27 protein-coding genes are annotated in these 24,926 nt (G+C 73.7%); 12 read left to right on the forward strand and 15 right to left on the reverse strand.

The annotated features are described in order from the left end of the window. Positions 1-39: 39 nt before the first annotated feature. Positions 40-1,683, forward strand: coding sequence for a phenylacetic acid degradation protein PaaN (gene paaN, locus LC193_RS14385; protein WP_226074537.1), 1,644 nt, complete (start codon positions 40-42; stop codon positions 1,681-1,683). Positions 1,684-1,784: 101 nt separating this feature from the next. Here the strand turns inward: paaN and LC193_RS14390 are convergent, their stop codons facing one another. Continuing rightward, entirely contained in the window at positions 1,785-2,456 is a 672-nt protein-coding gene (locus LC193_RS14390; RefSeq protein ID WP_226074538.1) for a hypothetical protein, read from the reverse strand. A 291-nt stretch (positions 2,457-2,747) separates the two neighbouring features. Here LC193_RS14390 and LC193_RS14395 point away from each other — a divergent pair, with 291 nt between their 5' ends. Next, positions 2,748-3,821 carry an alkene reductase gene (locus LC193_RS14395; protein WP_226074539.1) on the forward strand — a complete coding sequence of 358 codons (1,074 nt, stop codon included), beginning with the start codon at positions 2,748-2,750 and terminating at the stop codon, positions 3,819-3,821. Positions 3,822-3,937: 116 nt separating this feature from the next. Further along, positions 3,938-4,267 carry a hypothetical protein gene (locus LC193_RS14400; protein ID WP_226074540.1) on the forward strand — a complete coding sequence of 110 codons (330 nt, stop codon included), beginning with the start codon at positions 3,938-3,940 and terminating at the stop codon, positions 4,265-4,267. Between the two features lie 47 nt (positions 4,268-4,314). Here LC193_RS14400 and LC193_RS14405 read toward each other — a convergent pair whose 3' ends face one another. Next, positions 4,315-4,953, reverse strand: coding sequence for a TetR/AcrR family transcriptional regulator (locus LC193_RS14405; protein WP_226074542.1), 639 nt, complete (start codon positions 4,951-4,953; stop codon positions 4,315-4,317). 122 nt (positions 4,954-5,075) lie between these two features. On the opposite strand from LC193_RS14405, the gene LC193_RS14410 reads away from it, so the two are divergent. Next, positions 5,076-5,864 carry an SDR family oxidoreductase gene (locus LC193_RS14410; protein ID WP_226074544.1) on the forward strand — a complete coding sequence of 263 codons (789 nt, stop codon included), beginning with the start codon at positions 5,076-5,078 and terminating at the stop codon, positions 5,862-5,864. Between the two features lie 98 nt (positions 5,865-5,962). Here LC193_RS14410 and LC193_RS14415 read toward each other — a convergent pair whose 3' ends face one another. The 4 genes from LC193_RS14415 to LC193_RS14430 form a co-directional block, all read right to left on the reverse strand. Beyond that, complete coding sequence (locus LC193_RS14415) at positions 5,963-6,184, reverse strand: hypothetical protein (RefSeq protein ID WP_226074546.1); 222 nt, start codon at positions 6,182-6,184, stop codon at positions 5,963-5,965. A gap of 250 nt (positions 6,185-6,434) precedes the next feature. Further along, positions 6,435-7,160 (reverse strand): TrmH family RNA methyltransferase, encoded by a 726-nt coding sequence (locus LC193_RS14420; protein WP_226074548.1) that lies wholly within the window; start codon positions 7,158-7,160, stop codon positions 6,435-6,437. Continuing rightward, positions 7,157-8,512, reverse strand: a complete 1,356-nt coding sequence (locus LC193_RS14425; protein WP_226074550.1) for an HTTM domain-containing protein — start codon at positions 8,510-8,512, stop codon at positions 7,157-7,159. The genes LC193_RS14420 and LC193_RS14425 overlap by 4 nt, the downstream gene beginning before the upstream one ends. Next, positions 8,509-9,225 (reverse strand): DUF5819 family protein, encoded by a 717-nt coding sequence (locus LC193_RS14430; protein WP_226074552.1) that lies wholly within the window; start codon positions 9,223-9,225, stop codon positions 8,509-8,511. Before LC193_RS14430 ends, LC193_RS14425 begins: the two co-directional genes overlap by 4 nt. A gap of 134 nt (positions 9,226-9,359) precedes the next feature. On the opposite strand from LC193_RS14430, the gene paaA reads away from it, so the two are divergent. The 6 genes from paaA to LC193_RS14460 all read left to right on the forward strand — a co-directional run bounded on the left by paaA (position 9,360) and on the right by LC193_RS14460 (position 14,392). Beyond that, positions 9,360-10,397 carry a 1,2-phenylacetyl-CoA epoxidase subunit PaaA gene (paaA, locus tag LC193_RS14435; RefSeq protein ID WP_226074554.1) on the forward strand — a complete coding sequence of 346 codons (1,038 nt, stop codon included), beginning with the start codon at positions 9,360-9,362 and terminating at the stop codon, positions 10,395-10,397. Then, positions 10,394-10,714 carry a 1,2-phenylacetyl-CoA epoxidase subunit PaaB gene (gene paaB / locus LC193_RS14440; protein WP_226074557.1) on the forward strand — a complete coding sequence of 107 codons (321 nt, stop codon included), beginning with the start codon at positions 10,394-10,396 and terminating at the stop codon, positions 10,712-10,714. The genes paaA and paaB overlap by 4 nt, the downstream gene beginning before the upstream one ends. Beyond that, on the forward strand, positions 10,711-11,550 hold the full coding sequence (gene paaC / locus LC193_RS14445) for a 1,2-phenylacetyl-CoA epoxidase subunit PaaC (protein ID WP_318842156.1): 840 nt from the start codon (positions 10,711-10,713) through the stop codon (positions 11,548-11,550). The genes paaB and paaC overlap by 4 nt, the downstream gene beginning before the upstream one ends. Next, positions 11,547-12,032, forward strand: coding sequence for a 1,2-phenylacetyl-CoA epoxidase subunit PaaD (gene paaD, locus LC193_RS14450; RefSeq protein ID WP_226074559.1), 486 nt, complete (start codon positions 11,547-11,549; stop codon positions 12,030-12,032). Before paaC ends, paaD begins: the two co-directional genes overlap by 4 nt. Continuing rightward, positions 12,032-13,066 carry a 2Fe-2S iron-sulfur cluster-binding protein gene (locus tag LC193_RS14455; RefSeq protein WP_226074561.1) on the forward strand — a complete coding sequence of 345 codons (1,035 nt, stop codon included), beginning with the start codon at positions 12,032-12,034 and terminating at the stop codon, positions 13,064-13,066. The genes paaD and LC193_RS14455 overlap by 1 nt, the downstream gene beginning before the upstream one ends. Positions 13,067-13,225: 159 nt before the next feature. Then, entirely contained in the window at positions 13,226-14,392 is a 1,167-nt protein-coding gene (locus LC193_RS14460) for a pyridoxal phosphate-dependent aminotransferase (protein ID WP_226074563.1), read from the forward strand. Positions 14,393-14,457: 65 nt separating this feature from the next. Here the strand turns inward: LC193_RS14460 and LC193_RS14465 are convergent, their stop codons facing one another. The 5 genes from LC193_RS14465 to LC193_RS14485 form a co-directional block, all read right to left on the reverse strand. Beyond that, positions 14,458-14,808: a hypothetical protein gene (locus LC193_RS14465; RefSeq protein ID WP_226074565.1), complete on the reverse strand. Its 351-nt coding sequence runs from the start codon at positions 14,806-14,808 to the stop codon at positions 14,458-14,460. Then, a complete protein-coding gene (locus LC193_RS14470) occupies positions 14,805-15,290 on the reverse strand; it encodes a prevent-host-death family protein (protein WP_226074567.1) in 486 nt (161 codons plus the stop codon). Before LC193_RS14470 ends, LC193_RS14465 begins: the two co-directional genes overlap by 4 nt. Before the next feature lie 78 nt (positions 15,291-15,368). Next, positions 15,369-15,707 (reverse strand): rhodanese-like domain-containing protein, encoded by a 339-nt coding sequence (locus LC193_RS14475; RefSeq protein ID WP_226074569.1) that lies wholly within the window; start codon positions 15,705-15,707, stop codon positions 15,369-15,371. 18 nt (positions 15,708-15,725) lie between these two features. After that, entirely contained in the window at positions 15,726-16,526 is an 801-nt protein-coding gene (locus tag LC193_RS14480) for a hypothetical protein (protein WP_226074571.1), read from the reverse strand. Between the two features lie 67 nt (positions 16,527-16,593). Beyond that, positions 16,594-17,007, reverse strand: a complete 414-nt coding sequence (locus tag LC193_RS14485; protein ID WP_318842157.1) for a winged helix-turn-helix transcriptional regulator — start codon at positions 17,005-17,007, stop codon at positions 16,594-16,596. Between the two features lie 136 nt (positions 17,008-17,143). Here LC193_RS14485 and LC193_RS14490 point away from each other — a divergent pair, with 136 nt between their 5' ends. Continuing rightward, positions 17,144-17,794: an FMN-dependent NADH-azoreductase gene (locus tag LC193_RS14490; RefSeq protein ID WP_226074573.1), complete on the forward strand. Its 651-nt coding sequence runs from the start codon at positions 17,144-17,146 to the stop codon at positions 17,792-17,794. 47 nt (positions 17,795-17,841) lie between these two features. On the opposite strand, the gene LC193_RS14495 is transcribed toward LC193_RS14490, so the two are convergent. The 3 genes from LC193_RS14495 to LC193_RS14505 form a co-directional block, all read right to left on the reverse strand. Continuing rightward, entirely contained in the window at positions 17,842-19,143 is a 1,302-nt protein-coding gene (locus LC193_RS14495) for an NAD(P)-binding domain-containing protein (protein ID WP_226074575.1), read from the reverse strand. After that, positions 19,128-20,450, reverse strand: a complete 1,323-nt coding sequence (locus LC193_RS14500) for a carboxylate--amine ligase (protein ID WP_226074577.1) — start codon at positions 20,448-20,450, stop codon at positions 19,128-19,130. The genes LC193_RS14495 and LC193_RS14500 overlap by 16 nt, the downstream gene beginning before the upstream one ends. A gap of 160 nt (positions 20,451-20,610) precedes the next feature. Beyond that, positions 20,611-22,092 (reverse strand): VWA domain-containing protein, encoded by a 1,482-nt coding sequence (locus LC193_RS14505; protein WP_226074579.1) that lies wholly within the window; start codon positions 22,090-22,092, stop codon positions 20,611-20,613. Positions 22,093-22,419: 327 nt separating this feature from the next. On the opposite strand from LC193_RS14505, the gene LC193_RS14510 reads away from it, so the two are divergent. Then, positions 22,420-23,073, forward strand: a complete 654-nt coding sequence (locus LC193_RS14510; protein WP_226074581.1) for a hypothetical protein — start codon at positions 22,420-22,422, stop codon at positions 23,071-23,073. A gap of 62 nt (positions 23,074-23,135) precedes the next feature. Here the strand turns inward: LC193_RS14510 and thiC are convergent, their stop codons facing one another. Further along, entirely contained in the window at positions 23,136-24,782 is a 1,647-nt protein-coding gene (gene thiC, locus LC193_RS14515) for a phosphomethylpyrimidine synthase ThiC (RefSeq protein ID WP_226074583.1), read from the reverse strand. Positions 24,783-24,926 lie beyond the last annotated feature (144 nt).

Raw genomic sequence — 24,926 nt, forward strand, 5'->3', positions numbered from 1 at the left:
CTCTTGCACCGACCGTTCGTTCGGCAGCAGTATCGTGCCATGGCCCCTTCGCACCGCGCCACGCTGGACACCGCCGTCGAGACCATCCGCAGCCGGGCTCACTGGTCCCCGCACCCCGAGCACCCGCGCGCCTACCAGGACGACGGCTCGGCCGCGTTCCGGGCGCTGTGCGACACCACGTTCGACCTCGGCCAGCCGGGCACCGACGACTGGGTGGGCGGCGAGGTCTCACCCTATGGCTTCCCGCTCGGCGTCCGCTATCCGCACGCCGATCCGAACGTGCTGCTCCCCGCGATGCGGGCGGCGCTCCCCGCGTGGCGTTCGGCCGGGCCCGAGCGGCGCGCCCTGGTGTGCCTCGACATCCTGGCCCGGATCAACGCGCGCACCCCGGAGTTCGCGCAGGCGGTCATGCACACCACGGGGCAGGCGTACCCGATGGCGCTCCAGGCGGGCGGCCCGCACGCGCAGGACCGCGGGCTCGAAGCGGTGGCCTACGCGTTCGCCGAGCAGACGCGCACGCCGGAGCGCGCGGCGTGGACCAAGCCGCAGGGCAAGCGCGATCCGCTGGCGCTGGTCAAGGAGTTCGTGCCGGTGCCGCGCGGCATCGCGCTGGTCATCGGCTGCAACACCTTCCCCACGTGGAACGGGTTCCCCGGCCTGTTCGCCTCGCTCGCCACCGGCAACCCGGTCCTCGTCAAGCCGCACCCGCGGGCCGTGCTGCCGCTCGCGCTCGCCGTGCACGTCGCGCGCGAGACGCTGGCCGACGCCGGGTTCGACCCGAACCTGGTCGCGCTCGCGGCCGAACGCGACGGCGAGGGCATCGCCAGGACGCTCGCGCTGCGCGACGAGATCAGGATCATCGACTACACCGGCTCGACGGCGTTCGGGGACTGGCTGGAGGAGAACGCCCGCCAGGCGCAGGTGTTCACCGAGAAGGCCGGGGTCAACACGGTGGTCCTCGACTCCACCGACGACTACCGCGGCATGCTGGCGAACCTGGCGTTCTCCCTGTCCCTCTACAGCGGCCAGATGTGCACCACGCCGCAGAACGTGCTGATCCCGCGCGCCGGCATCGCCACCGACGCCGGGCCCAAGTCGTACGACGAGGTCGTCGCGGACCTCGCGGCGGCGGTGTCCGGGCTGCTCGCCGACGACGCGCGGGCCGCCGGGCTGCTCGGCGCCCTGGTGGGCCCGCAGGTGCTCGACCGGATGACCGGGGCGGAACGGGCCGGCCGGGTCGCGCTCGCCTCCCGCGCGGTGCGGCACCCCGAGCACCCGGACGCGACCGTGCGCACCCCGCTGATCGTGGCCGTCGACGCGGCGGACCCCGACGCCGAAGGCGCCTTCATGGCCGAGTGCTTCGGGCCGGTCTCCTTCGCCGTGGCCGTGGACTCCACGGACGCGGCCGTCGCGCTGCTGCGCCGCACGGTGCGCGAACGCGGCGCGCTCACCGTGCTCGGCCACACCACGTCGGAACGGGTCGCGCGCGAGCTGACGGACGCCTGCCTCGACGAGTGCGCGCAGCTGTCGCTCAACCTGACCGGCGGCGTCTACGTCAACCAGACCGCCGCGTTCTCCGACTTCCACGGTTCGGGCGGCAACCCGGCCGCCAACGCCGCGCTGGTCGACGGCGCCTTCATCACGCCCAGGTTCAGGACCGTGGAGATCCGCCGCCCGGCGTGAGCGGCCCGCCTCGGCGCGCCGGATCGCGTTCGTCCCGGGCGCGCGCCGGATCGCGTTCGTCCGGGGCACGCCGGCTCGCGTTCGTCCGGGGCGCGCGCCGGTCACCGCTCGGCCTGGTCGTTCCCTCTCCGCCCGCGCCCCGTCGGGACCCGCCCGGCGGGGCGCCACGCGCCCTCCCGCTCCGGCTCCGGCTCCTCCGTGGCCGCCGCCGCGGGCGCTTCCGCCTGCCGCAGCCGGCGCTCCACGCGATCGAGCCTGGCCCGCTGCGTGCGCAGCATGCCGGACGCCGCGCACGCGAGCACGGCGGCCAGGCCCCACATCACCGCCGCACCCCAGCCGCCGCCGAGCCCCTGCGCCACGGCGAGGGAGCCGTAGAGCACCGCGAGCACGGGCCACAGCCAACGCCGCCCGGACAGCTGGCGACGCTGCCGCTCCAGCAGGCGGCTCATGGCGTGCCGGGCGACCGGGTCGTCCGGCACGCGTTCCCTCCTGATGCGGCGGCCCACCACGCCCACGTACCGCTCCGACACACCGATGTCCGCCGCCACGCGACGGCGCGTGCGGCGCACGACGGCCATCACCACCGCCGTGATCAGCACCCACACGCCGGCGGCGATCAGCAGGGGCAACGGCTCGAACACGAACGCGCCGACCGCGATCAGCACCGCCCCTTCCGCGAGCAGCAGGGCCGTGGTCGTCCACAAACTGTCGATCCGGCGTCTCTCGCCCTCCCAGTCGATGTCGCCGCCGGGCGCCTCGCCCCGCTTCCGCATGGGTCTTCCTCCCGCTCCCTCTCCCTCGCCGTCTCCCCGCGCGCGTTCGCTCGAACGCCCGCCAGGACCTCTCCGGGTACCCGCCGCCGGGGGCGCCAACCGGCCGTGCACCGAAGCCCGTTGGCCCAGCGCGCCCACCGGCGCGCCACGGCTCCGGAGCCACGGCCACACCCGCCCGTCGTGACGTGCGCCACACCGGCTTGCATCTCACGTCGATGTCAGGTTTTAGCGTTCCGGTGGTGCCCGGGAGCCGGGCGCCTCCCCGCACGCCCCTCACGACGGAGTCCAGACATGACGACCCTCTTCGACAGCTTCCGGCTCGGCGAACTGGCCCTGCCCAACCGCGTGGTGATGGCACCGATGACGCGGGTCAGGGCCGCGGCCGGCGGCCTGGCCACCCCCTCGATGGCCGCGTACTACGCCCAGCGGGCGTCGGCCGGCCTGATCGTGAGCGAGGGGGTGCAGCCCAGCCTGATCGGGCAGTCCAACCCGGGGACGCCGGGCCTGCACACCGACGAGCAGACCGAGTCGTGGCGCCAGGTGACCGGCGCCGTGCACACCAACGGCGGCCGGATCTTCGCCCAGCTCATGCACGGCGGGCGGGTCTCCCACCCCGACACGACCGGGATGCGGCCCGTCGGTCCTTCGGCCGTCGCGGCCGTAGGGGACGTGTTCACCCCGGCCGGGCCCAAGCCCGCCCCGATGCCGCGCGCCCTGGAGACGGCTGAAGTCCCCGAGCACGCCGAGTCGTTCGGAGACGCCGCCCGCCGCGCCGTCGAGGCCGGCTTCGACGGCGTCGAACTGCACGGCGCCAACGGCTACCTGATCTCGCAGTTCCTGTCCTCGAACGCCAACCTGCGCACGGACCGCTACGGCGGCTCGGTGACCAACCGCATCCGCTTCGCCGTCGAGGCGACGACCGCGGCCGTCGAGGCCGTCGGCGCGGAGCGGACCGGCATCCGCCTCTCGCCCGGCGGGGCGTTCTGGGGCGTCGAGGAGACGGACACGCCCGCGCTCTACGCGGAGTTGCTCCGCGAGCTGGCCCGCCTCGGGGTGGCGTACATCCACCTCGAAGCCACCATGGGCGATGAGGTCCTGCTGCCCCTGCGCCGCGCGTGGCCCGGCACCCTCATCATGAACCCGGTGTTCCCCATGGGCCCGAAGCAGACCGACCGGGCCGCCGCCGACCGCTGGCTCGGCCTCGGCGCCGACCTCATCGGCTTCGGCCGCGCCTTCATCGCCAACCCCGACCTCGTCGAGCGCCTGCGCGCCGGGCTCCCGCTCGCCCCCGTCGACGAGGCGACGTACTACCAGGGCGGCGACGCGGGTTACCTGACCTACCCCGCGTACCAGTACACGGCCTGAGCGCGCCCGCGCCCCCGGCGGACCTCACCCGTACGGCCGACCAGCGCTTGAGCCCGTGGCTCGGACGTCCGCACGATGGACATCCCGCCGGGGGTTCCGTCAGAAAGGCTGACCTCATGGGTGAGGACATGGAGGGCCTGATCGAGCCGATGGCAGCCGCTCCGCGGCGGGACGCGGCAGCCCCCGCCCAGGGGTGGGCCGCCTTTTCCTTCCGCGCCCAGGGAATGTTCGTCGCGCACATGAACGTGCAGCAGGGACTGACCCGCTCCTCCTACGTCTTCGCGTCCCTCACCGAACTCGACGAGCAGGCCACCCCGCACCTCGGGGAGGCGGTCCTGACCGTCCACAACGTCGTGCCGACGGACTCCCACACCGTGATCCTGCGGGGCGAGGTCGCGTGGCCGACGCACTTGCACATCACGGCGTACGTCTTCTTCGTCAACTGAGGGCTGTCCAGCGATCGGCCTGTGGCCTCGGTGGGGCACCTGGTGTCTCAGGCGCCGCGGGGCCCCGGCGCGCCGTATCGGGCGAGCATGGTCAGCACCGCCTGGTCGACCGCGTTGGTGAGGGCGGAGTCGTCGGGCTCCCAGCGTGCGAGCAGCATCCGCGGCCAGAACACGTAGGTGGAGATCATCCCGAGGAATTGGGTCGCCGCCATCTCCGCATCGTCGAGCAGGGCCGTACCGGCGGCGTTCTCCGCCGCCAGGTAGCGGCGGACCGACTCGAAGTAGGGCATCTTGCCGAGCTTGAACTGGGTCTCGCCGAGCTCAGGGAAGCGCGGCACCTCGGCGATGACGATGCGGAAGAGGGCGGCCATGCCGGGCTGGGTGAGCAGCGCCACATAGCGGCGTCCGATGGTTTCGAGCCCCGCGCGGAGGTTCCCCGGCTCGGGGAGGGGCGCCTCCTCCTCGTCGACCTTCCAGTACTCGGTGACGATCGCCTCGAACAGGGCCGCCTTGGTGGCGAACTGCTTGAACAGAGTCGCCCTCGACACCCCGGCCGCCTCGGCGATGCGGGCCAGCGAGGTGCCGTCGTAGCCGGAGTCGAGGAACAGCTTCGTGGCCGCCTCGATGATGGACGTCCGCTTCTGCGCTGCCACACGCCGGTGGTACTCCGAAGGCTGTGCCGTCATGCCCTCCAGTATGCCTCTCGCTACGAGGTGAGTCACTTGACTCACCTCTAGCCCTGCCTCTACCTTGAGAGAGGGGGTGAGCCACTCGGCTCACCATCAAGGTGAGCTGGGAAGGAAGCAGCATGGAACGCTTTGCGGGCCGGACCGTCATCGTCACGGGCGGCAGCGGGGGCATGGGCAGCAGCCATGTGCGGGGCTACCACGCCGAGGGGGCGAACGTCGTCATCGCCGGCCGCGACGACGACGCCGGCCGCGATCTCGCTGCTCAGCTCGGTCAGCGGGCTCTGTCCGTCCACCTGGATGTCACCAGCGAGGACGACTGGGCCGCGGTGGTGCGAGACGTCGAGGGCCACTTCGGGCCGATCAGCATCCTGGTGAACAACGCGGGCATCCAGAACCCGGCGGCCCCCGTCGAGCACACCGAACTCCGCACCTGGGAGCGCGTTCTCAGCGTCAACGTCACCGGCCAGTTCCTCGGCATCAGGGCCGTGGCTCCGTCGATGCGCAGGGGCGGTGGCGGAACCATCGTCAACATCGCCTCGACCATGGCCCACATCGGCACGGCCTTCTACGCCCCGTACACCGCCAGCAAGTGGGCCGTGCGCGGGCTGACCAGGACGGCCGCTCTGGAGCTGGGGCGGGACAACATCCGGGTGAACTCCCTCCACCCCGGCGTCGTCTCCACCCCGCTGATCAACGAACCCACCGTCGCGGGCCGGCCGGCCATCGCCGACTTCTACTCGCCCGACCCCTTCGCCATCCCCCGCCTCGCCGAACCCTCCGAGATCACCCGCATGCTGCTGTTCATCACCTCGGAGGACGCGTCGTTCGCCACGGGCTCGGAATTCGTCCTGGACGGTGGCCTGCTGCTCGGCCCCGCGCTCCAGCCCGAAGCCGACATGGCGGCCTGAGCCGGCATCGCGGTACGGAGCATGCGGTCGCGGACGCTTGTGGACGACGCGACCGAACGTTTTGTGTCTCGTCGTCGTCCTCTCCCTGGCCCACCGGCCTACCGGCCGACCGCGGGCCGCCAGTACCGCCAGGTCGCGTCCAGCACGTCCGCGTTGCGCTGCTCCCACTCGGTGGCCGCCCGCAGCCGCTCCTGCGGGCAGTCCCACGGCCGCCCGTCGCTGAGCGGTCGCAGGTGCAGGCACGTTCCGTCACGTCCGGTGACTCGGCCCACCCGGCCGCTCCGGGTGTCGACCACGCACTCGCCGTCAGCCCAGGACACGCGTCCTCCTTGACGTCCTTCGGTCGTCGCGAACGTCCACTGTGCGCGCTGCGCGGGCCGGGACCGCGCGAACTTCCTCCGCCTTGCGCAACAAAGGACCCCGTTCGGGTGACGCGGAACCCACTCCATGGGCACGCGCGTTCCCCCGCTCCTGCCCGGGCTCGCGGGACTCAGTGGTCCGACGGGCACCGTTCGTGCGACGGCGACGGCGACGGCCGGTGTGGGGCCGCGCGGCTCAGCGGGGAGCGGCTCAGCGGGGAGCGGCGGCGAGCCAGTGGTAGAGGGTCATCGCCACGCTGGTGGCCAGGTTGTAGCTGGAGACGCCCTCGCGCATCGGCAGCGAGACGAGCGCGGTGGCCCGCGCCTTCAGCTCCGCGCTCAGCCCCGAGCGTTCCGAGCCGAACGCGAGCAGCGCGCCGGGCGGCAGGGCCGTCTCCCGCAGGTCCGTGCCCGCCGGGTCGAGCGCGTACAGCGGGCCGGGCGGCAACGCCTCCGGCCCGGCGACGCGGCCGACCGCCGTCGCCCAGTGCAGCCCGGCGGCGGCGCGCAGCACGGCGGGGTGCCACGGGTCGACGGTTCCCGTGGTGAGCACGCCAGCGGCGCCCGTGCCGGCGACGAGGCGCACGACGGCGCCGATGTTGCCGAGGTGGCGCGGGTTCTCCAGCACGACGACCGGCCGCGCGCCGGGCGCCGGCGTGCGCGGCGCGGGACGCGCGAGCGCGGCCACACCGGTGGGGTGCGGCCGGGGAACGAGCGCGGCCAGTTCGTCCGGCGCCACCGGCGTGAGCAGCGCGCCGAGCCGGTCCGCCAGGTCGGGCGCGAGGTCGTCGGCCAGGGCAAGGGCGGCGTTCCTGTCGGCCGTCAGCGCCAGGGGCACGTCGGCGCCGAAGCGCACCGCGTGCTTCAGCGCGTGGAAGCCGTCGAGCAGCACGGCGCCGCCCGCTGCCAGGTCGCGCCAGGCGGCGGTGGGCGTCACGGCTTCTCGGCCCAGGCCGGCTGCCGGTCGCCCGCCGCAGCCTGGCGCTGCCCGGGCGGCGCGGGGCGCGGCCCACGCAGGCCGCGCAGGCGCCGGCGCACGGGGTCGGTCGCGCGCTGCGCGCGACCGCCGAGCCACAGCAGGAAGACGGTCGGCAGGAAGACGATGTCCATGGCGATCATGGCCAGGGAGAAGAACGGCAGTCCGAGCAGCACGGCGATGCCGATGTGCTCGGCGATCATCACCACGAGCAGCACGTTCTTCGCGCGCCGGTTGAGCAGCGCGAACGGGAACGCCACCTGCGTGATCACGGTCCCGTAGGTGAGGGCCGTGATGATGAGGCCGCTGCCGGCCAGCAGGTCGTTGACGGCAGGCCAGACGTTGAAGTGGTCGAGCTGCATCGGGTAGTAGACGGCGGTGCCGTCCTGCCAGCGCGAGCCCTGGATCTTGTACCAGCCGGCGGTGGCGTAGATGATGCAGACCTCCGCCATGATCACCAGCAGCGTCGCGTTGTGGACGAGGTTGGCGACGATGTCGGAGACGATGCGCGGCTCACCTGGCGCGTTCCGCCGCACGAGCCACCAGAAGCCGTGCACGAGCCACATGCCGCCGAAGAACAGGCTCCACACGAGGCTGTCGAGCTTCCCGCCGAGCATGGCGGCGAGCAGCAGCGCCCCGAGCACGGCCCACAGCGCGATGCCCACCGGGTCGTTCGTCTCCGGGCGCCCGGGCGCCCAGCGCGCACGCCGGCGCGCGTCGAGGGACCACACCTGCGCGCAGCGGGTGAGGACCAGGTACATCACCATCAGCCGGATGACGTTGTCCCCGCCGTCGCCCATGAACACGCTGCGGTTCTGGAGCGAGAGCACGCCGATCATGAGCAGCACGGAGGTGGCGCGGGTCCGCCAGCCGAGCAGCATCGCGACCGCGGCGACCATGGTCAGGTGGTAGACCAGCTCGAACCACGGCACCGAGTCCCACCACAGCAGGACCGTGAACGCGCCGTTCCCGTCGACGAACCGGGTCGCCAGGTCGAAGCCCCAGGGGCTGTCGGGGCCGTACAGCTGGTGCCGGTTGGGCCACTCGTGCAGCAGGAAGAGCAGCACGGTCGTCGCGAAGCCGATCCGCACGATCGCCGTCTGGTACGGGCCGAGCGCCCGGCGCGTGACGTTGCCGATGCCGCGCGCGAGCGCCGCGTCGAACCGGCCGCCCAGGTCGCGGAACGGCGAGGGCGGCGATCCGCCCGCCCCCGTTCCGCCGCCCGTTCCACCGGCCCCCGTCCCGCCGCCGCCCAGCGCGCCACCGCCCGTTCCGCCGCCCGGGGACTTCGTCCGCTGCGCGGGAACGCTCATCGCCGCGCCTCCTCGGCCGTCCGGTCCGAGGCCAGCTCGCCCTGCGGCAGGTCCTCGGTCGTCACCACCCACCAGTCCAGTTCCTCGTGCACGGGCGCGGTGTCGAAGTCCTCGGGGCGCCAGGCGGGCGCGGGCACGCGCTGGACCGTCGAGCGCAACTGGACGCGTTCCACGGTGCCGAGGTCGACGCTGTCCTGGATGCGGAGCAGGGCGATGCGGTGCACGTACGCCTCCGACAGCTCCCCGCGCAGGCCGACCGGGTCGCCGTCGTCGTCGTGCGAGCCGGAGTAGAAGTCCCAGGCGCGGCGCAGCGTGTTCTGCGCGGTGTGGCTGGGCAGCAGCTGGTGCCGTATGCCGTCGATGTCCATGGCGGTCAGGTCGATCCAGTCGGTGACGCGGGTCGAGCCGTCCGCCTCGCGGACCTCGGCGCGCACGGACAGGCCCTCGTTGCGCTGGAGGGGGTTGGGCGCGAACAGCTTCCAGTTCTGCTCGAACTCCGGGTACATGTAGCCGCGCACGGTGTCGCCGTGCTCCTCGGAGACGGTGTTCGACGGGGCCACGAACAGGAACACCATCGCCAGGTGCCAGGTCATGAACGTGCCCACGCCGCCCACCGCGACGGCGATGACGAGGCGGGCGGGGAGGGAGAGGGCGGAGAGGCGCACGGACTCCGTCGGCGTCCCGCCTCCCGGTGCCGTGTCGGATGGCAGCATGCTCGGTCCGCTCCCCCACAAGAACTGCTCTCGCTGTGACCCGAGCACCGTACCTGCCCCCCGGGCACCTTGACACTCCGGTACCGCCCCCTCACCATCGAACCGAACGATCGGTCGGCACGGAGGGCTGAGCGGTGAACGCGCGAGCGGAGACGGAGCACGCCGGCGACGGCACTCGGGACCACACGGCGAACGACACGGCGGGCCACGCGGCGGCCTTCGAACGGACCATCGCGGCCGACGAACGGATCGAGCCCCGCGACTGGATGCCCGACGCCTACCGGGCCACGCTGGTCCGGCAGATCGCGCAGCACGCGCACTCCGAGATCATCGGCATGCAGCCGGAGGCCGACTGGATCACGCGCGCCCCCTCGTTGCGCCGCAAGGCCATCCTGATCGCGAAGGTGCAGGACGAGGCCGGCCACGGCCTGTACCTCTACGGCGCGGCCGAGACGCTGGGCACGAGCCGGGACGAACTGCTCGACAAGCTGCACGCGGGTCGGCACAAGTACTCGTCCATCTTCAACTACCCGACGCTGACCTGGGCCGACGTCGGCGCGATCGGCTGGCTCGTGGACGGCGCCGCGATCACCAATCAGGTGCCGCTGTGCCGTTGCTCCTACGGTCCCTACGCCCGCGCGATGGTGCGGATCTGCAAGGAGGAGTCGTTCCACCAGCGGCAGGGCTACGAGCTGCTGCACACGCTGGCGCACGGCACGAGCGCGCAGCGGGCCATGGCGCAGGACGCGGTGGACCGCTGGTGGTGGCCGTCGCTGATGATGTTCGGGCCGCCCGACGACGCCTCGCCGCGCACCGAGCAGTCGATGGCGTGGCGGATCAAGCGGCACACGAACGACGAGCTGCGGCAGCGTTTCGTCGACATCTGCGTGCCGCAGGCCGAGGCGCTCGGGCTCACCCTGCCCGACCCCGAGCTGCGGTGGAACGAGGAGCGCGGCCACTGGGACTTCGGGCCCGTCGACTGGGCGGAGTTCCGCGCGGTGCTGGCCGGTGAGGGGCCCTGCAACGAGGAGCGCGTCTCCCGGCGCCGCCGGGCGCACGCGGAGGGCGCGTGGGTGCGCGAGGCGGCGTCCGCCTACGCCGCCAAGCACCCGAGGGGCGGCGCCGCCCCGCACGTTCCCACGGCCCCGACCGTTGGCGCGGGCGCGTCGTGAGCCGGGCGGCGGAGGACGAGGCGGAGCCAGGGCCCGGCGCGGGGTGGCCGCTGTGGGAGGTGTTCGTGCGGCCCAGGCGGGGGCTGGCCCACACGCACGCGGGCAGCGTGCACGCGCCCGACGCGGAGCTCGCCCTGCGCAACGCCCGCGACCTGTTCACCCGCCGCGGCGAGGGCGTCTCGCTGTGGGTGGTCCCGGCCGCGGCCGTCACCGCCTCGTCGCCGGACGAGCGCGACCCGTTCTTCCGGCCCACCGCGGACAAGCCCTACCGGCATCCCACGTTCTACGAGGTTCCCGAGGGGGTGCGGCACCTGTGAGCGACGAAGCGACCGGGACCGCCGGAACGGCGGGTGGAACGGCGGGTGGAACGGCCGACGCAACGGCCACCGGACCGCGCGGGGCCGCCGGGACCGCCGGAACCGCGGGGGACGCGCCCCCCGGCACGCGGGAGACGGCGCTCGCCCTGGGCGACGACGCGCTGATCCTGTCCCACCGGCTGGCCGAGTGGGCGGGCTCGGCGCCGGTCCTGGAAGAGGAGGTCGCGCTCGCCAACCTCGCGCTCGACCTGCTCGGACAGGCGCGCGCGCTGCTCTCCCTCGCGGGCGACGAGGACGCGCTCGCGTTCCGCCGCGACGCGCGCGCCTTCCGCAACGTCCGGCTGGTCGAGCTGCCGAACGGCGACTTCGCCCACACGATGGTGCGGCAGTTGTTCTTCAGCGCCTGGCAACGGCCGCTGTTCGCGCGCCTCGCGGAGCGCCCGGGACCGTTCGCCGCCATCGCCGCCGCGGCGGGGCCCGAGATCGCCTACCACCTGGACCACGCCGTGACGTGGACGCTGCGGCTCGGGGACGGGACGGCCGAGAGCCACGCGCGGGCCGCGCGCGCGGTCGCCGCCCTGTGGCGGCACACCGGCGAGCTGTTCGAGCCGGTGCCGGGACTCGACTGGCTCGACCCGGCCGCGCTGCGGGCCGACTGGACCGCCCACGTCACCGGGACCCTGCGCGCCGCGACGCTGCCCGTGCCGGGCGAACCGCCGCCCCCCGGCGCCCCGTTCACCGGCGGCGGGCGGCGCGGCCTGCACACCGAGGCGTTCGGCAGGCTGCTCGCCGAGATGCAGCACCTGCACCGCAGCCACCCGGGGGCGGCGTGGTGACCGGCCTCGCCGCGCTGGCCGGCGCCGTGCCCGACCCCGAGCTGCCGATGGTGACGCTCTCCGACCTCGGCGTCCTGCGCGCGGTGCGGCGCGGCGAGCACACCGGCGAGGTCGTGGTCGAGCTGGCGCCGACGTGGCTCGGCTGCCCGGCCGTCGAGGCCATGGCCGCGGACGTCGAACGCGTGCTGCGCGCCCACGGCGAACGGCACGTCACCGTGCGCGTCGTCCGCGACCCGCCGTGGAGCAGCGACGACATCACGCCGGAGGGCCGGCGCAAGCTGGCCGCCGCCGGGATCGCGCCCCCGCGCCCCGGCGGCCCCGTGCTCGTCCAACTCTCCGCGCCCGCACGGCCGCCGGTCCTCTGCCCGCGCTGCGGCAGCGCCGACACCGCGCTGGTGAGCGCCTTCTCCGGAACGGTGTGCCGCGCGCTGCGGCACTGCGCCGCCTGCCGCGAGCCGTTCGACCACGTGAAGGAGCGGTGATGTTCCACCCGTTGACCGTCACGCGCGCCGAACCCGCGGCCGAGGACGCCGTGGCCCTCACGCTCGCGGTGCCGCCGCCGCTGCGCGCCGCGTTCCGGCACGTGCCCGGACAGCACCTGACGTTCCGGCACGGCGCGCTGCGGCGCACCTACTCCATCGCGAGCCCGGCCGGCGCCGGCCACGTGACCGTCGGCATCAGGCACCTCCCGGGCGGCGCGTTCTCCGGCGGCGCTGCGCGTGAACTCGCGCCGGGCGACACCGTGCACGTGCTCCCGCCGCGCGGCCGGTTCACGCTGCCGCCGCGCCCCGGGCACTTCGCCGCCGTCGCCGGCGGCAGCGGCATCACGCCCGTGCTCTCCATGGCGGCGACGCTGCTGGCCGCCGAGCCGTCGGCCCGCTTCACGCTGCTGCGCAGCGACCGCAGCGCGGCGAGCGCGATGTTCCTCGACGAGGTGGCCGACCTGAAGGACCGCCACCCCGGCCGGTTCCAGTCGTTGCACGCGCTCACGCGGGAGGAGCGCGGCGCCGGTCTCGCGCCCGGCCGCCTCGACGAGCACCGCCTGCGCGCCCTGCTGCCCGCGCTGCTGCGCTGCGCCGACGTGGCCGGCTGGTACCTGTGCGGACCGCCAGGGCTCATCGACGCGGCGCGCGGGGCGCTGCGCGCGCTGGGCGTGCCGCGCGAACGCGTGCGCACCGAGCTGTTCCACGCCGGCGCGACGCCGCCCGCGCCCGGGGGCGCGCCGAGGCCCGGCGGGGCCGCGGGCACGCTGACGGCGACGCTCGACGGCCGTCGCGCGAGCTGGCCGGTGGCGGCGGACGAGACGCTGCTGACCGCCGTGCTGCGCAACCGGCCCGACGCCCCCTGGGCCTGCCGCGGCGGCGTCTGCGGCACGTGCCGCGCGCGGCTCACCGAGGGCCGCGTCGACATGGCGCGCAACTTCGCGCTTGAGGAGTCCGAGGTGGCGGCCGGCTACGTACTCGCCTGCCAGTCGCGCCCGTTGACGGAACGCGTCGAGCTGGACTTCGACGCCTGACCGCCCCCGCACCCCCGGACCGCCCGCCGCGCGCCCCTCCCCCGGGTGACCGCGGGGTGACCGCGGCCCGCCTCCTCCGCGAGGATGGCACCGGAAGCAACGGAGGACCCGCGCGGGAACGGGCGAGCACGGGCGGGAACAGGCGAGGACGGTGGGAACATGAGCGGCAGGCCACTGCTGAACCGGCGGCTTGAGGGGCACGGGACGACGATCTTCGCCGAGATGTCCGCGCTCGCCGTCGAGACCGGCGCGATCAACCTCGGCCAGGGCTTCCCCGACACGGACGGGCCCGAGGAGATCCGCGAGGCCGCCGTGCGCGCGCTGCGGGACGGCCGCGGCAACCAGTACCCGCCGGGCCCTGGCGTTCCCGAGCTGAGGAACGCGATCGCCGCGCACCAACGGCATTTCTACGGCCTGAACTTCGATCCCGGCACCGAGGTCCTGGTCACGGCGGGCGCCACCGAGGCCATCGCCGCGGCCATGCTCGCCCTCCTCGAACCGGGCGACGAGGTGATCGCCTTCGAACCGTTCTACGACTCCTACGCCGCCTGCGTCGCGATGGCGGGCGCCCGGCGCGTGCCCCTGACGCTGCGCGCCCCGTCCTTCCGCCCCGACCTCGACGAACTGCGGGCCAGGATCACCCCGCGCACCCGCCTCCTGCTCCTCAACACCCCGCACAACCCGACCGGCATGGTCCTCACCGCCGAGGAGCGCGCCGCCATCGCCGCGCTCGCCGTCGAGCACGACCTGCTGGTGGTGACGGACGAGGTGTACGAGCACCTGGTGTTCGACGGCGAGCACGTTCCGCTGATCGCGCTGCCCGGCATGCGCGAGCGCACGGTGTCGATCTCGTCGGCCGGCAAGACCTTTTCGTTCACCGGCTGGAAGGTCGGCTGGGTCACGGCGCCGGCCGCCCTGGTCGCCGCCGTCCGCACGGCCAAGCAGTACCTCACCTACGTGAGCGCGGGGCCGTTCCAGTACGCCGTCGCCGAGGCGCTCGCCCTGCCGGACGCCTACTTCACCGGGATCAGGGAGGACCTGCGCGCCCGGCGCGACCTGCTGGCCGACGGGCTCGCGGACAGCGGTTTCGAGGTGTACCGGCCGCAGGGCACGTACTTCGTCACCACGGATGTCACGCCGCTCGGCGAACGGGACGGCTTCGCGTTCTGCCGCGCGCTGCCCGGCCGCTGCGGCGTCGTCGCCGTGCCCAACGCGGTCTTCTACGACACCCCGGGCACCGGCCGCGCCCAGGTCCGCTTCACCTTCTGCAAACGCGAGGAGGTCCTGCGCGAGGCGGTGACGCGCCTCAAGCGGTTGGCGCCCTGACGGAGCGCGAGGGAAGCGCGCCGCCGGGCGGTGGCGCCCCGCCCGGCCCGCGGCCCCGGCTCAGGTCACTCCGTGTCCTTCGGATGCCTCGGGGAGGCGTACACGAGGATCACCGTGCCCGTCTCCGCGCTGACCAGGTAGCGCACTCGACCACCGCTGGTGACCTCGTACTCCCACTGCTCCAAGTGGGAGCCCTTCCACATTTTCGTGGCGTGCCGGCCTCGTAGCTGGTGCTGGCGACTCCAGTTGGACCGGGACAGGGGGTCGGTGCGAAGGGCGTCCAGGCAACGACGCGCGTTCGGCAACGCCACCCGGCACAGCTCCTCCCAGCCCGTCACCGCGTCCGTCGTCCCGAAGACGACGTCCCACCCGTCGAGGGGTGGAACGCTGACCCGATCGCCTTTCTTCGGGCTCACTCACGCACCTCGACCGGGCCGAGGTCGTCGCCGTCGAGCGGGCGCAGCGAATCTCTGAGCTGATCGGGGTCGGCGTTGATACGGGCCGTGGCACGCCAGGAGACGATGGCGCGGTGCACGGCTTCCCCCGCGTCCAGTTCGGCGGCGTCCGACAGCGCCTCAAGAAGCTCGACGGTGAAGGCCCGAACCTCCTCCGCGTCGAGATGCCGCACCCACGGGAACACCTCGGGGAGCGCGAGAAGAAGCGTCCTGGCGCCCTCATCCTGCTTCATCAGCGCGAGGAAGAGCCGCGAGGCCGTGGTCAGGTTCTCCTCGGCGTACTCCGCGCGCGCGGCCGTCGTCAGGAGCATGTCGGGCGCGTCCCGGTGCGTGACGCGCAAGCGCCCCAGGGCGGCGGCTTTGGCTGCGACACCCTTGGGGTTGCGGGAGAGGTCGGTGAAGGAGACGGACTCCGTCTCTGCTTCCAGACGCGCGGTAGCCATACTCAGAGAGTACTCAGACCAAGTTCTGATTTCAAGCGGAGATGCGTGACCGGACGAGGGGGACCGGCGTGTCACGGCTCACAGGACGAACGGGTCGCCCCCGCTCTCCGCGACCAGGGGGCGGCCGGACGCCTGCCAGGCGTGCATGCCGCCGTCCACGTTGACCGCGTCGATCCCGTTCCGCACGAGGTAGGCGGTGACCTGCGCGGACCGGCCGCCGACCTTGCAGACCACGTGCAGCGTGCCGTCGCCCGCGTGCTCCGTGATGTCGCCCATGCGCTCGACGACCTGCCCCATCGGGATGTGCAGCGCGCCCTCGGCGTGGCCCGCCGCCCACTCCTCGGGCTCGCGGACATCGAGCAGCGGCGCGCCCGCGGGCACGGCGTCGGCCGTCACGGTGGGAAGTGCGAAGCTCATGCCCCGACCCTACCGCCGCTATCCGGCGAGCAGTCCGGCCAGTTCCGCCTCGCGGTCGGCGATCCGCTGCCGCAGCTGCCCGGCGACCTCCTCCAGCATGCGGTCCGGGTCGTCGCCCGCCATCCGCAGCATGGAGCCGATCGCGCTGTCCTCCAGGGCCGCGGCGGCGTCCGCGAGCAGTTCCTTGCGGTGGGCCAGCCATTCGAGGCGCGCGTACAGCTCCTCGCCGCGGCTGCGCGCCGGGTTGGTGTCGGGGCCGCGCGCCCACTCCTCGGCCAGCTCGCGCAGCGCGTCGGCGTCTCCGCGCGCGTACGCCTGGTTCACGCGGGTGAGGAACGCGTCCCTGCGGTCCCGCTCGCCCGCGTCGACCGTGAGGTCCGGGTGGCACGCGCGGACCAGCTCCCGGTAGATCCCGCGGGCCTCCTCGCCCGGCCTGACCCGGGGCGGCTCCTGCACGGACTGCTCCGTCAGCATGGCGTAGCCCTCGGGGGTGAAGCCGTCGGCGTCGAGCCACCCCTGGAACAGCTCGGAGACCTGCGGCATGGGCGCGATGGCGGCCCTGGCCTGCCGGGCCCTGGCCTCGTCCTCCGGCGCGCCGGTGCGGGCCGCGACGGCCTCGGCGATCTCCGCCTCCAGCTCTTCGAGACGCGTGTACAGCGGGCCGAGCCGCCGTTCATGGAGGCGGGAGTAGTTCTCCACCTCGATGCGGAACGTCTCGACCGCGATCTCGAACTCGATCAGCGCCGTCTCGGCCGCGTGGACGGCACGTTCGAGCCGGCCGGTCGCCTCGTCGTTGTCCTGCGTGTGCGCCTGGGTCACCCGCTCAGCCTATGCGCTCGCCCGGCCGCGCCGCGGTCCGGCGGACGGCGGTCCGCCCGGCAACGGCTCACGCGCCGTCGCGGAACTCCTCCGGGCACCGCCCGGCCGCGCCCTCCAGGTGGGCCTCGGCCCAGCGGGTCAGCTCCTTGAGGGCGGGGCTCAGCGCTCGCCCCGCGGGCGTGAGGCAGTAGCTGACGCGCAGGGGCGGGCCCTCCTGGACCCGCCGGGTGACCAGCCCCTCGTCGGCCAGTTCGCTGAGCCGGTCGGAGAGCATGCGTTCGCTGATGCCGGGAACGGCCCGCTTCAGCTCGGTGAAGTAGCCGGGGCCGTTCATGAGCGCGGCGATCAGCACGCCGGTCCACCGCTTGCCGAGCAGCCCGAACACGCGCAGCACGGCGGTGTCGGGCGCCGAGCACAGGGAGGCGCCGTCCCGCCCGGCCGCCGGGAGCACTTCGCCCCGATTGTCCGATTCTTCCAGCATGAGACCACCCTACCGGAGAGGTAGCTGGTGCAGAAAAGTAAGTACCTGTGCTAAAAATAGTTACAGCGGAAGCGCTACCTACTGCGCTTCTGATACTTCCTAATGTTACGCCACCGTCTCACGCCCAGGAGTTCCCGTGGCCACGCTGCTGCACATCGACACCTCGTTCAATGGCGACAAGTCCGTTTCCCGGGCCGTCGCCGCCAGCTTCCGCCAGGCATGGGAGGAGCAGCATCCGGAGGGCGAGATCGTCTACCGCGACCTCGCCGCCGACCCGCTGCCGCACCTGAGCGCCGAGGCGTTCCACTCCGGCTCCATCGCCCCCGAGGATCGCACGCCCGCGCAGCAGGCCGGGTTCGAGCTGCGCGACGGCCTGGTCACCGAGCTGGAGTCGGCCGACGCGGTGCTGCTCGGCGCCCCGCTCTACAACTACTCGGTGCCCTCCTCGCTCAAGGCGTGGCTCGACCACGTGATGGTCGTCGGCCGCACCATGGGCGACTCCTCGACCATCGCGGGCAAGCCGGTCACCGTCGTCACCAGCCGGGGCGGCTCCTACCGGCCCGGCACCCCCATGAACGGCCGGGACTACGTCCAGCCCTACCTGGAGTTCGTCCTCGGCGAGCAGCTCAGGCTCGACGTCGGCTTCATCGTCCCCGAGCTGACCCTCGCACCGGTCACCCCCGCCATGGCCGCCCTGGTCGACCAGGCCGAGGCGTCCGCCGCCGCGGCGCACGAGGAGGCCAGGGCGCGGGCCAAGAGCCTGGCCACGCAGCTCGCCGCTGCCTGACGGCCGGGCGCCGCGACGCGACCGCAGCGCGACGCCCGCCTCCGCGGTCACTCGACGGCCCGGGCCACCGCCGACCGGCGCGCCCGGGCCGCAGCGCGTGCCGGGGCGCGCCCCGGCGCGGGAACGCGCGGCCCGTGGCCCGCGCCGATCCTGCGCTCCACTCCGCGGGTCAGCGCCCGCGCCGTGAACGAGACGCCGTGCACGAACCGCATCGCCGGGCCGAACACCGGCGCCGTCAGCAGCCCCGCGAAGAACAGCCCGGGCCAGGACGACTCGAACCCGCCGTCGAGCGCGGGCGCCCGCGTGCCGCGGACCGTGCGCAGCCGGTCGCGCGGCGCGGGGTCGAGCAGCCGCAGCCGCCGCAGGTCGGGCTCGAAGCCCGTGGCCGCGATGACGTGCGCGGCGGTCACGGCGTCCCGGCCCTCGGGCGTCGCCACCTCGATCCGCACGCGGCCGTCGGGCGTCGCCTCCGCCCGCGTCAGCCGGTGGCCCAGACGCACCGGGACGGCACCGTCGAACCGTTCCCGCAGCCACCACGCGCCGGCGGGGCCGAGCGCGGTCGCCGCCACGTGCGCGCGCACGCCGGCGGGCAGGTGCCGGACCGCCCAGGGCAGTTCCGACCAGGCCCAGCTCGACCAGCCGGTGCCGAGGCCGCTGTGCGGGGCGCGGAACGGGGCGCTCAGCACGGCCCGCACGCCACGGCGCAGGGGCTGGGGCGTGGTGTTCCAGTTCAACGCGGGGGCGCGGGCCACCACGGTCGGCCGCGCCCCGGCCTCGGCGAGCAGCACCGCCGTTTCCAGGGCCGCCTGCCCGGCGCCGATCACCGCGACGTCCCTGCCCGCGAACCCGGACAGGTCGCCGTGGTCGCTGCTGTGGCTGACGAGTCCCGGGGGCAGCGAGGCCAGCGGCGCGGGCACGGAGGCGAACGGCAGCACCCCGGCCGCCAGCGCCACGCAGCGGGCCGGCAGCGGCGGCAGGTCGTCGCCTGTCTCCACGCGGAAGCCGTCAGCCCACGGTCTGACGGCCGTGACGGCGCGGTCCTCGACCGGCAGCGGCAGCCGGTCGGCGAACCACATCCCGTACGCCGTGAACGTCCCGATCGGCAGCGGACTGCCGTGCTCCGCGCGCAGGCCGCGGCCCGCGCAGTAGGCGGCCAGGGTGTCGGTGCCCGCGGGCTCGGAGAGGTTCGAGGCCCATGGCTCGGACTTGAGGAACATCCCGGGCGGCATATGGTCGCGCCAGGCGGACATCGGCCGCCCGAGCACCCGCACGTCGAGCCCGGCCGCCGCGGCGTGGGCGGCGATCGACAGGCCGTAGGGCCCGGCACCCACCACTACGAGGTCATGCATCGCGTCACGTCCTTCTCGTCGCTCGTTCCGGTGATCACGCCGCCCGCCGCGCCCCGCCCGCGCCGGGGCCGCAGCGGCCCGCCGCCTGCCGGGCGCCGCCCCCCGCTCGCATGGCGCCGCCCGCGCCGGGGGCGCAGCGGCCCGCGCCGCGGCCAGGCGCCCGCCATCGCGAGGAACGGCGCCGGGTCGTCGGCCGCGAACCACGCCCACTCCACCTCCCGGCCCGCCCGCCGCCACCGCCGCCCGGCGGCCAGCGCGGCGGGCAGCCCGTAGTTCTCGGCGACGAACACCCGTCCTGGCGCGGCAGCGGCCGGGGCGGCCGGCACCGAACGCCCGGTCAGGTCGAGGTGCAGGGCCCGCACCACGTCGAGCCCCGACCGTTCCGTGAACAGCCGGAACTGCGCTCCCGGCCGCGGGTTGACGTCCAGCAGGTGGTAGGCGCGCGCGGCGGCGTCCCAGCGGAAGTCGGCGTCGAGCACGCCGTGGTAGCCGAGGCAGGACGCCAGGCGCCGCGCGGCCCGTGCCACCTCCGCGTTCGGCACGCGGCTGCCGACCGCCGTCAGCCCGGCACCCGGCGGCCACGCCAGGTCTTTGCGCCCGGTGCCCCCGGCCAGCAGCGTGCCGTCCGCCGCGAAACAGCCGTGGAAGAACCAGTCGGCGCCCGCGCCCCCGGGCACCAGCCGCTGGAGCAGCAGCCTGCTGCCCGCGCGCGGCGCGCACGCGAACAGCCGCCGCACCTGCTCCGCGCCCGACACCACGGTGGTGCTGCGCAGCGCGCCGCCCGGCGGCAGCAGCCACGGGCGGCTCCACTTCGCCACCACGGGCGGGCCGAGGCGGCGCAGCGCCGCCACCGCCTCTGCCGCGCTGTCCGGAACGGCGGTCGGCGGATGCGCCAGGCCCACCTCACGGCACAGCTCCGCGAGTTCCGCCTTGTCCGCGGCGCGTTCCAGCGGCTCGGCCGGCGCGCGGGGCAGCAGGTACGCGCCGCGCAACCGGGGCGCGAGCCGGTGGGCGGCGAGCGCCCCCAGGTCGTCCATGGGGATCAGCACGGCGGGCCGCCCGATGCGCGCGGCGGCGCGGGTCAGCGCCCGTTCGATGTCGCCGGCCGTGTGCGGGTCCCCCGTGAACACGTGGGCGCACCGCAGATAACGGGAGCGGGCCAGTGGGCTGCGCGCGCCCTCCACAAAGGCGTGCACCTCGACCCCCGCACGCCCCAATGACCTCACCGCGCCGAGGGAACCGTGGTGGAACGGGTTCCGGTCCAGACGGAGCAGCAGCGCGGGCACCCGAGTATCAAGCGGTGACATAGTGCGATCATTCACCGGTCACACGCGCCCACCCGGGTGCCCGAACGTCGACATCCTCGGTCGGCCTACGGGAAGCGTTCCCCCAGCCCATTCGGCACACGATGCGATTAATGCGAGGTCGCGGACCGGAACGATTCCGGCTCCGGCCCGGCGCGTGCGCCTACCTCCGGATGATCCCGAGCGCCGTCGCCGCCTTCAGCCACTTCGGGAACTCCGAGAGCAGCCGGTCGTACAGCTCCTCGTCGGACACCCGGGAGATGTCGTCGACGGCGAAGAACCCGACGTTGTCGATGCGGCGGCCCGGCAGCTCGTCGAACTTCTTGAGCACCCCGAAGTTCGACCTGCCGAGGCCGACGAACTGCCAGAACAGCGGCTCGTCCTCCGCCCCCCGCAACTGCTGCTCGATCTCGCGGTTGCGGTGGACACCGCCGTCGGAGAAGAAGAGGACCAGGGTCGGCTCGTCGGCCGGGCGCTTGCGCACGTAGGTGCGGACGAGGTGGATGACCTTCTGCTCCTCGTTGCCGTAGCCGATCAGCTTCATGTCGATCTGGCCCGGCTGCCGGACCGGGGGCGCCGCCCGCGGCTCCTTCTTCCTGCGGAAGAACGAGCCGCCCGCGGGGCGCGACCACGGGTTGTCGCCGCCGACGCGGACGTGCAGGTCGAGCCACGCGGGCAGCTCGCCGAGGTCCAGGTCCGGCAGCTGGGCGGGGTTGCTGGCGAACGTCCACGCCTGCATCCGGCCGTCGTCGTCCAGTGCGGCGGCCACGGCCGCCATGCGCTCGACCGTGTCCTTGACCACGCCCTTGCGGTACAGCGACGTCATCGAGCCCGACGCGTCCAGCACCAGCACGATCCGCGCCCGCACACCGGGCGGCGCCCCGTGCTTGTCGAGGCTGACCGCCACCCGCTGCTTGCGCAGCGACAGCCGCTCCCGCATCTCGCCGGGCAGCTTCTCAAGCCCGTTCCCCGCGCCGGCGGGCGCAGGGGGCGCCTGAACGGGCGGCGCGGGCGCCGGAGCACTCGGCGGCGCGGGCGCCTGAACGGGCGCGGGCGCGGGGGGCGCGGGCGGCACTGGCACCTGAACGGGCGCGGGCGCAGGCGCGGGCGCCTCCGGCTCCTCCTCCTCGACGGCGATGCCGAAGTCGGTCGCGAGCCCTTCCAGGCCCGTGTCGTACCCCTGACCCACCGCGCGGAACTTCCACTGCCCGTTCCGCAGGTACAACTCCCCGCCGACGAACGCCGTCTCGCGCTCCGCGCTCATGTCGAACCGCGCCAGCTCCGCGCCGCCGACGGCGTCCGAGAGCACCAGCCGCAGCCCGCTCAGCTCGCCGAACGTGCCGCCGTCCGCCGAGGCGGCCAGCACCACGCGTTCAATCCCTGGTTCGAGTGCGCGCAGGTCCACCTCGACCGCGTCCGCACCGGGCCGCTTGCCCGCGTGCCGGACGGCGCCCGAGGCGTGCACGGGCTGGTTGTAGAAGACGAAGTCGCCGTCGCCGCGCACCTTGCCGTCCCCCGTCAGCAGCAGCGCCGACGCGTCGGCGTCCGGCGCACCGGGCGCCGACGCGTCCCAACTCAACTCCGCACGCACGGAATCGGCGGCTACCGGAACGTTCGCACCCTTGCTCAGGAATATGCCAGTCATCCCGACAGTGTGCCCGCCCGGCCCGCCGCGGCCGGGAGCGGGACTCGCCGCCGCCGCGGACTGTCCGGCGTGCCGCAAGCGCGGATTCGTGCGCTGGGCGGCCGGAACCTTCTCCTGCGCCGGGTCACACGGGAGTTGACCGGCGCTGCCTATGCTGGGGAGGCGCGCGGTGGACGACGCATTCGGAGAAGTGGCACGACGTGCGTTGTCGGAGCATGGCTACTCAATACGGGCGGCGTCCAGAGCCATCGCCTACGACACGGGTTACCTGTCGCGCGTCCTCAACGGCAAGCAGAACTGGCGGCCTACCGGCGGCTGGACGACGCCGTGCTCCCGCAGACCATCATCCCCGCCACGCTCGCGCAGGTGAAAGAGGTGACGGGGCTCCTCAGGAGCGCGAGAGGCGCCCACAGGAACGCCCTCGCGGAAGTGGCCTCGGAGTTCGCCCAGTTCGGTGGCTGGCTGCTTGCCCAAGTGCGGCGCGGCAGGGAGGCGGAAACCCTGCTCGGCCAGGCACTGCACATCGCCGACGACATCGGCAACGGCACGCTCGCGGCCCAGGCCCTGAATTTCCGGGGATACCTCGCCCGCCGGCAGGGAAATCACCCGGCAGTCGCCCGCTGGTTCTCCGCGGCGGCTGCCACGCCCGGCGCCCACCCGGCTCAGCGCATGGGCGACACCTTGCAGGCAGCCGCGGGATACGCACACCTGAACGAGTCGACCCGCGCCCTGCGACTCGTCGAGGAAGCCGAGCGACTGGCCGAGGAAGCCGCCGCCATTCCGCCGCCCGAGACCGCTTACTGGCTGACCCCCGAATTCAACAGGATAAATCTGGGACTCAGCACCCTCGCGCTGCGGCGTTACGACGAAGCGGCGCATCACCTGTCGGCCGGGCTGGCGGGACTCCCGGCGGAGCAGCGGGGCGCACTCTGGACCCACGAGCACCGGGCAGCGCTGCGCAGGGCCGAGGCGGCGCGTTAGGCGTTGCGTGACGCTGGGCCCGCCCTGCCGGGTCAGGCAGGGCAGGCCCAGCGAGGGCGACGTCAGTCGGAGGCCAGCGGGAGGTAGACGCGATTGCCCGACTCCGCGAACTCCTTGGACTTGGCCAACATGCCCGCCTCGATCTCGTCGTCGGACAGGTCGTCGGCCCGCCCGGGCCCGTAGGTGTCCATCACGTCCCTGCTGATCTTCATCGAACAGAACTTCGGCCCGCACATCGAGCAGAAGTGCGCCGTCTTCGCCGGCTCGGCCGGCAGCGTCTCGTCGTGGTAGGCGCGGGCCGTCTCCGGGTCGAGCGACAGGTTGAACTGGTCCTCCCAGCGGAACTCGAACCGCGCGTCGGACAGCGCGTCGTCCCAGACCTGGGCGCCCGGGTGCCCCTTGGCGAGGTCGGCGGCGTGGGCGGCGATCTTGTACGTGATCACGCCGGTCTTCACGTCGTCGCGGTCGGGCAGGCCCAGGTGCTCCTTGGGCGTGACGTAGCACAGCATCGCCGTCCCCCACCACGCGATCATCGCCGCACCGATGCCGGAGGTGATGTGGTCGTAGGCGGGCGCGATGTCCGTGGTCAGCGGGCCGAGCGTGTAGAACGGCGCCTCCTCGCACAGCTCCTGCTGGAGGTCGACGTTCTCCTTGATCTTGTGCATCGGAACGTGCCCGGGGCCCTCGATCATCGTCTGCACGTCGTGGTCCTTGGCCATGCGGTTCAGCTCGGCCAGCGTGCGCAGTTCCGCGAACTGCGCCTCGTCGTTGGCGTCGGCTATCGAGCCGGGCCGCAGGCCGTCGCCCAGCGAGAAGGTGATGTCGTAGGAGCGGAAGATCTCGCACAGTTCCGCGAAGTGCGTGTACAGGAAGCTCTCTTCGTGGTGCGCCAGGCACCAGGCCGCCATGATCGAGCCGCCCCGCGACACGATGCCCGTCTTGCGGCGCGCGGTCAGCGGGATGTGGCGCAGCAGCACGCCGGCGTGCACCGTCATGTAGTCCACGCCCTGCTCGGCCTGTTCGATGACCGTTTCCCGGTAGATCTCCCAGTTCAACTCCTCCGCCCGGCCGCCGGTCTTCTCCAGCGCCTGGTAGAGCGGCACGGTCCCGATGGGCACCGGGGAGTTGCGCAGCACCCACTCGCGCGTGGTGTGGATGTCGCGGCCGGTGGAGAGGTCCATGACGGTGTCGGCGCCCCAGCGGGTCGCCCACGTCATCTTCTCCACCTCCTCCTCGACGGACGAGGTCACCGCGGAGTTGCCGATGTTGGCGTTGACCTTCACCAGGAAGTTCTTGCCGATGATCATCGGCTCGGACTCCGGGTGGTTGACGTTGACCGGCAGCACGGCCCGTCCCGCGGCAATCTCGTCGCGGACGAACTCCGGCGCGACGTTCTCCCTGAGCGCGACGAACTCCATCTCCGGCGTCACGACTCCCCGCCTGGCATACGCCAGTTGCGTGACGTCGCCGGTGCCGTCCGCGCGCCGTTCCGCGATCCAGCGGTGGCGCAGCGGCGGCAGGCCGCGGCGGACGTCGGTGGTGACGGCCGGGTCCGTGGCGGGGCCCGAGGTGTCGTACAGGGTGACGGCGTTGCCGTCGGTGAGGTGGACGCGCCGCACCGGGACCCGCAGGTCCGGGCGCGAGCCGGTGAGATACGCCTTGTGCGATCCGATGGCGGCAGAAGACGAACGTGTGTCCCGCGTGGTCATGAGACCTACTCCCTACGCCGGCATTACCCGGTAACAGGTTCGGCGGTCGGCGCAGCTCCAGCGCCCTCTCAGCCCCGTGCTCGGAGCTCCCGCGATGTGCAAACTCGCGCCTCCACGCTAACGGCACACCGGCCGGGCTGAACA

Source organism: Streptomyces marincola, assembly GCF_020410765.1.
GTDB classification, from domain to species: Bacteria; Actinomycetota; Actinomycetes; order Streptomycetales; family Streptomycetaceae; genus Streptomyces; species Streptomyces marincola.

Coding starts and splice junctions, on each gene's coding strand:
- paaN (WP_226074537.1), top strand. CDS start 40: ATGGCCCCTTCGCACCGCGCCACGCTGGACACCGCCGTCGAGACCATC.
- LC193_RS14405 (WP_226074542.1), bottom strand. CDS start 4,953: ATGACGGCACAGCCTTCGGAGTACCACCGGCGTGTGGCAGCGCAGAAG.
- LC193_RS14425 (WP_226074550.1), bottom strand. CDS start 8,512: ATGAGCGTTCCCGCGCAGCGGACGAAGTCCCCGGGCGGCGGAACGGGC.
- LC193_RS14455 (WP_226074561.1), top strand. CDS start 12,032: ATGTTCCACCCGTTGACCGTCACGCGCGCCGAACCCGCGGCCGAGGAC.
- LC193_RS14460 (WP_226074563.1), top strand. CDS start 13,226: ATGAGCGGCAGGCCACTGCTGAACCGGCGGCTTGAGGGGCACGGGACG.
- LC193_RS14505 (WP_226074579.1), bottom strand. CDS start 22,092: ATGACTGGCATATTCCTGAGCAAGGGTGCGAACGTTCCGGTAGCCGCC.
- LC193_RS14410 (WP_226074544.1), top strand. CDS start 5,076: ATGGAACGCTTTGCGGGCCGGACCGTCATCGTCACGGGCGGCAGCGGG.
- LC193_RS14500 (WP_226074577.1), bottom strand. CDS start 20,450: ATGTCACCGCTTGATACTCGGGTGCCCGCGCTGCTGCTCCGTCTGGAC.
- LC193_RS14470 (WP_226074567.1), bottom strand. CDS start 15,290: ATGGCTACCGCGCGTCTGGAAGCAGAGACGGAGTCCGTCTCCTTCACC.
- LC193_RS14475 (WP_226074569.1), bottom strand. CDS start 15,707: ATGAGCTTCGCACTTCCCACCGTGACGGCCGACGCCGTGCCCGCGGGC.
- LC193_RS14495 (WP_226074575.1), bottom strand. CDS start 19,143: ATGCATGACCTCGTAGTGGTGGGTGCCGGGCCCTACGGCCTGTCGATC.
- thiC (WP_226074583.1), bottom strand. CDS start 24,782: ATGACCACGCGGGACACACGTTCGTCTTCTGCCGCCATCGGATCGCAC.
- LC193_RS14400 (WP_226074540.1), top strand. CDS start 3,938: ATGGGTGAGGACATGGAGGGCCTGATCGAGCCGATGGCAGCCGCTCCG.
- LC193_RS14390 (WP_226074538.1), bottom strand. CDS start 2,456: ATGCGGAAGCGGGGCGAGGCGCCCGGCGGCGACATCGACTGGGAGGGC.
- LC193_RS14485 (WP_318842157.1), bottom strand. CDS start 17,007: ATGCTGGAAGAATCGGACAATCGGGGCGAAGTGCTCCCGGCGGCCGGG.
- LC193_RS14395 (WP_226074539.1), top strand. CDS start 2,748: ATGACGACCCTCTTCGACAGCTTCCGGCTCGGCGAACTGGCCCTGCCC.
- LC193_RS14430 (WP_226074552.1), bottom strand. CDS start 9,225: ATGCTGCCATCCGACACGGCACCGGGAGGCGGGACGCCGACGGAGTCC.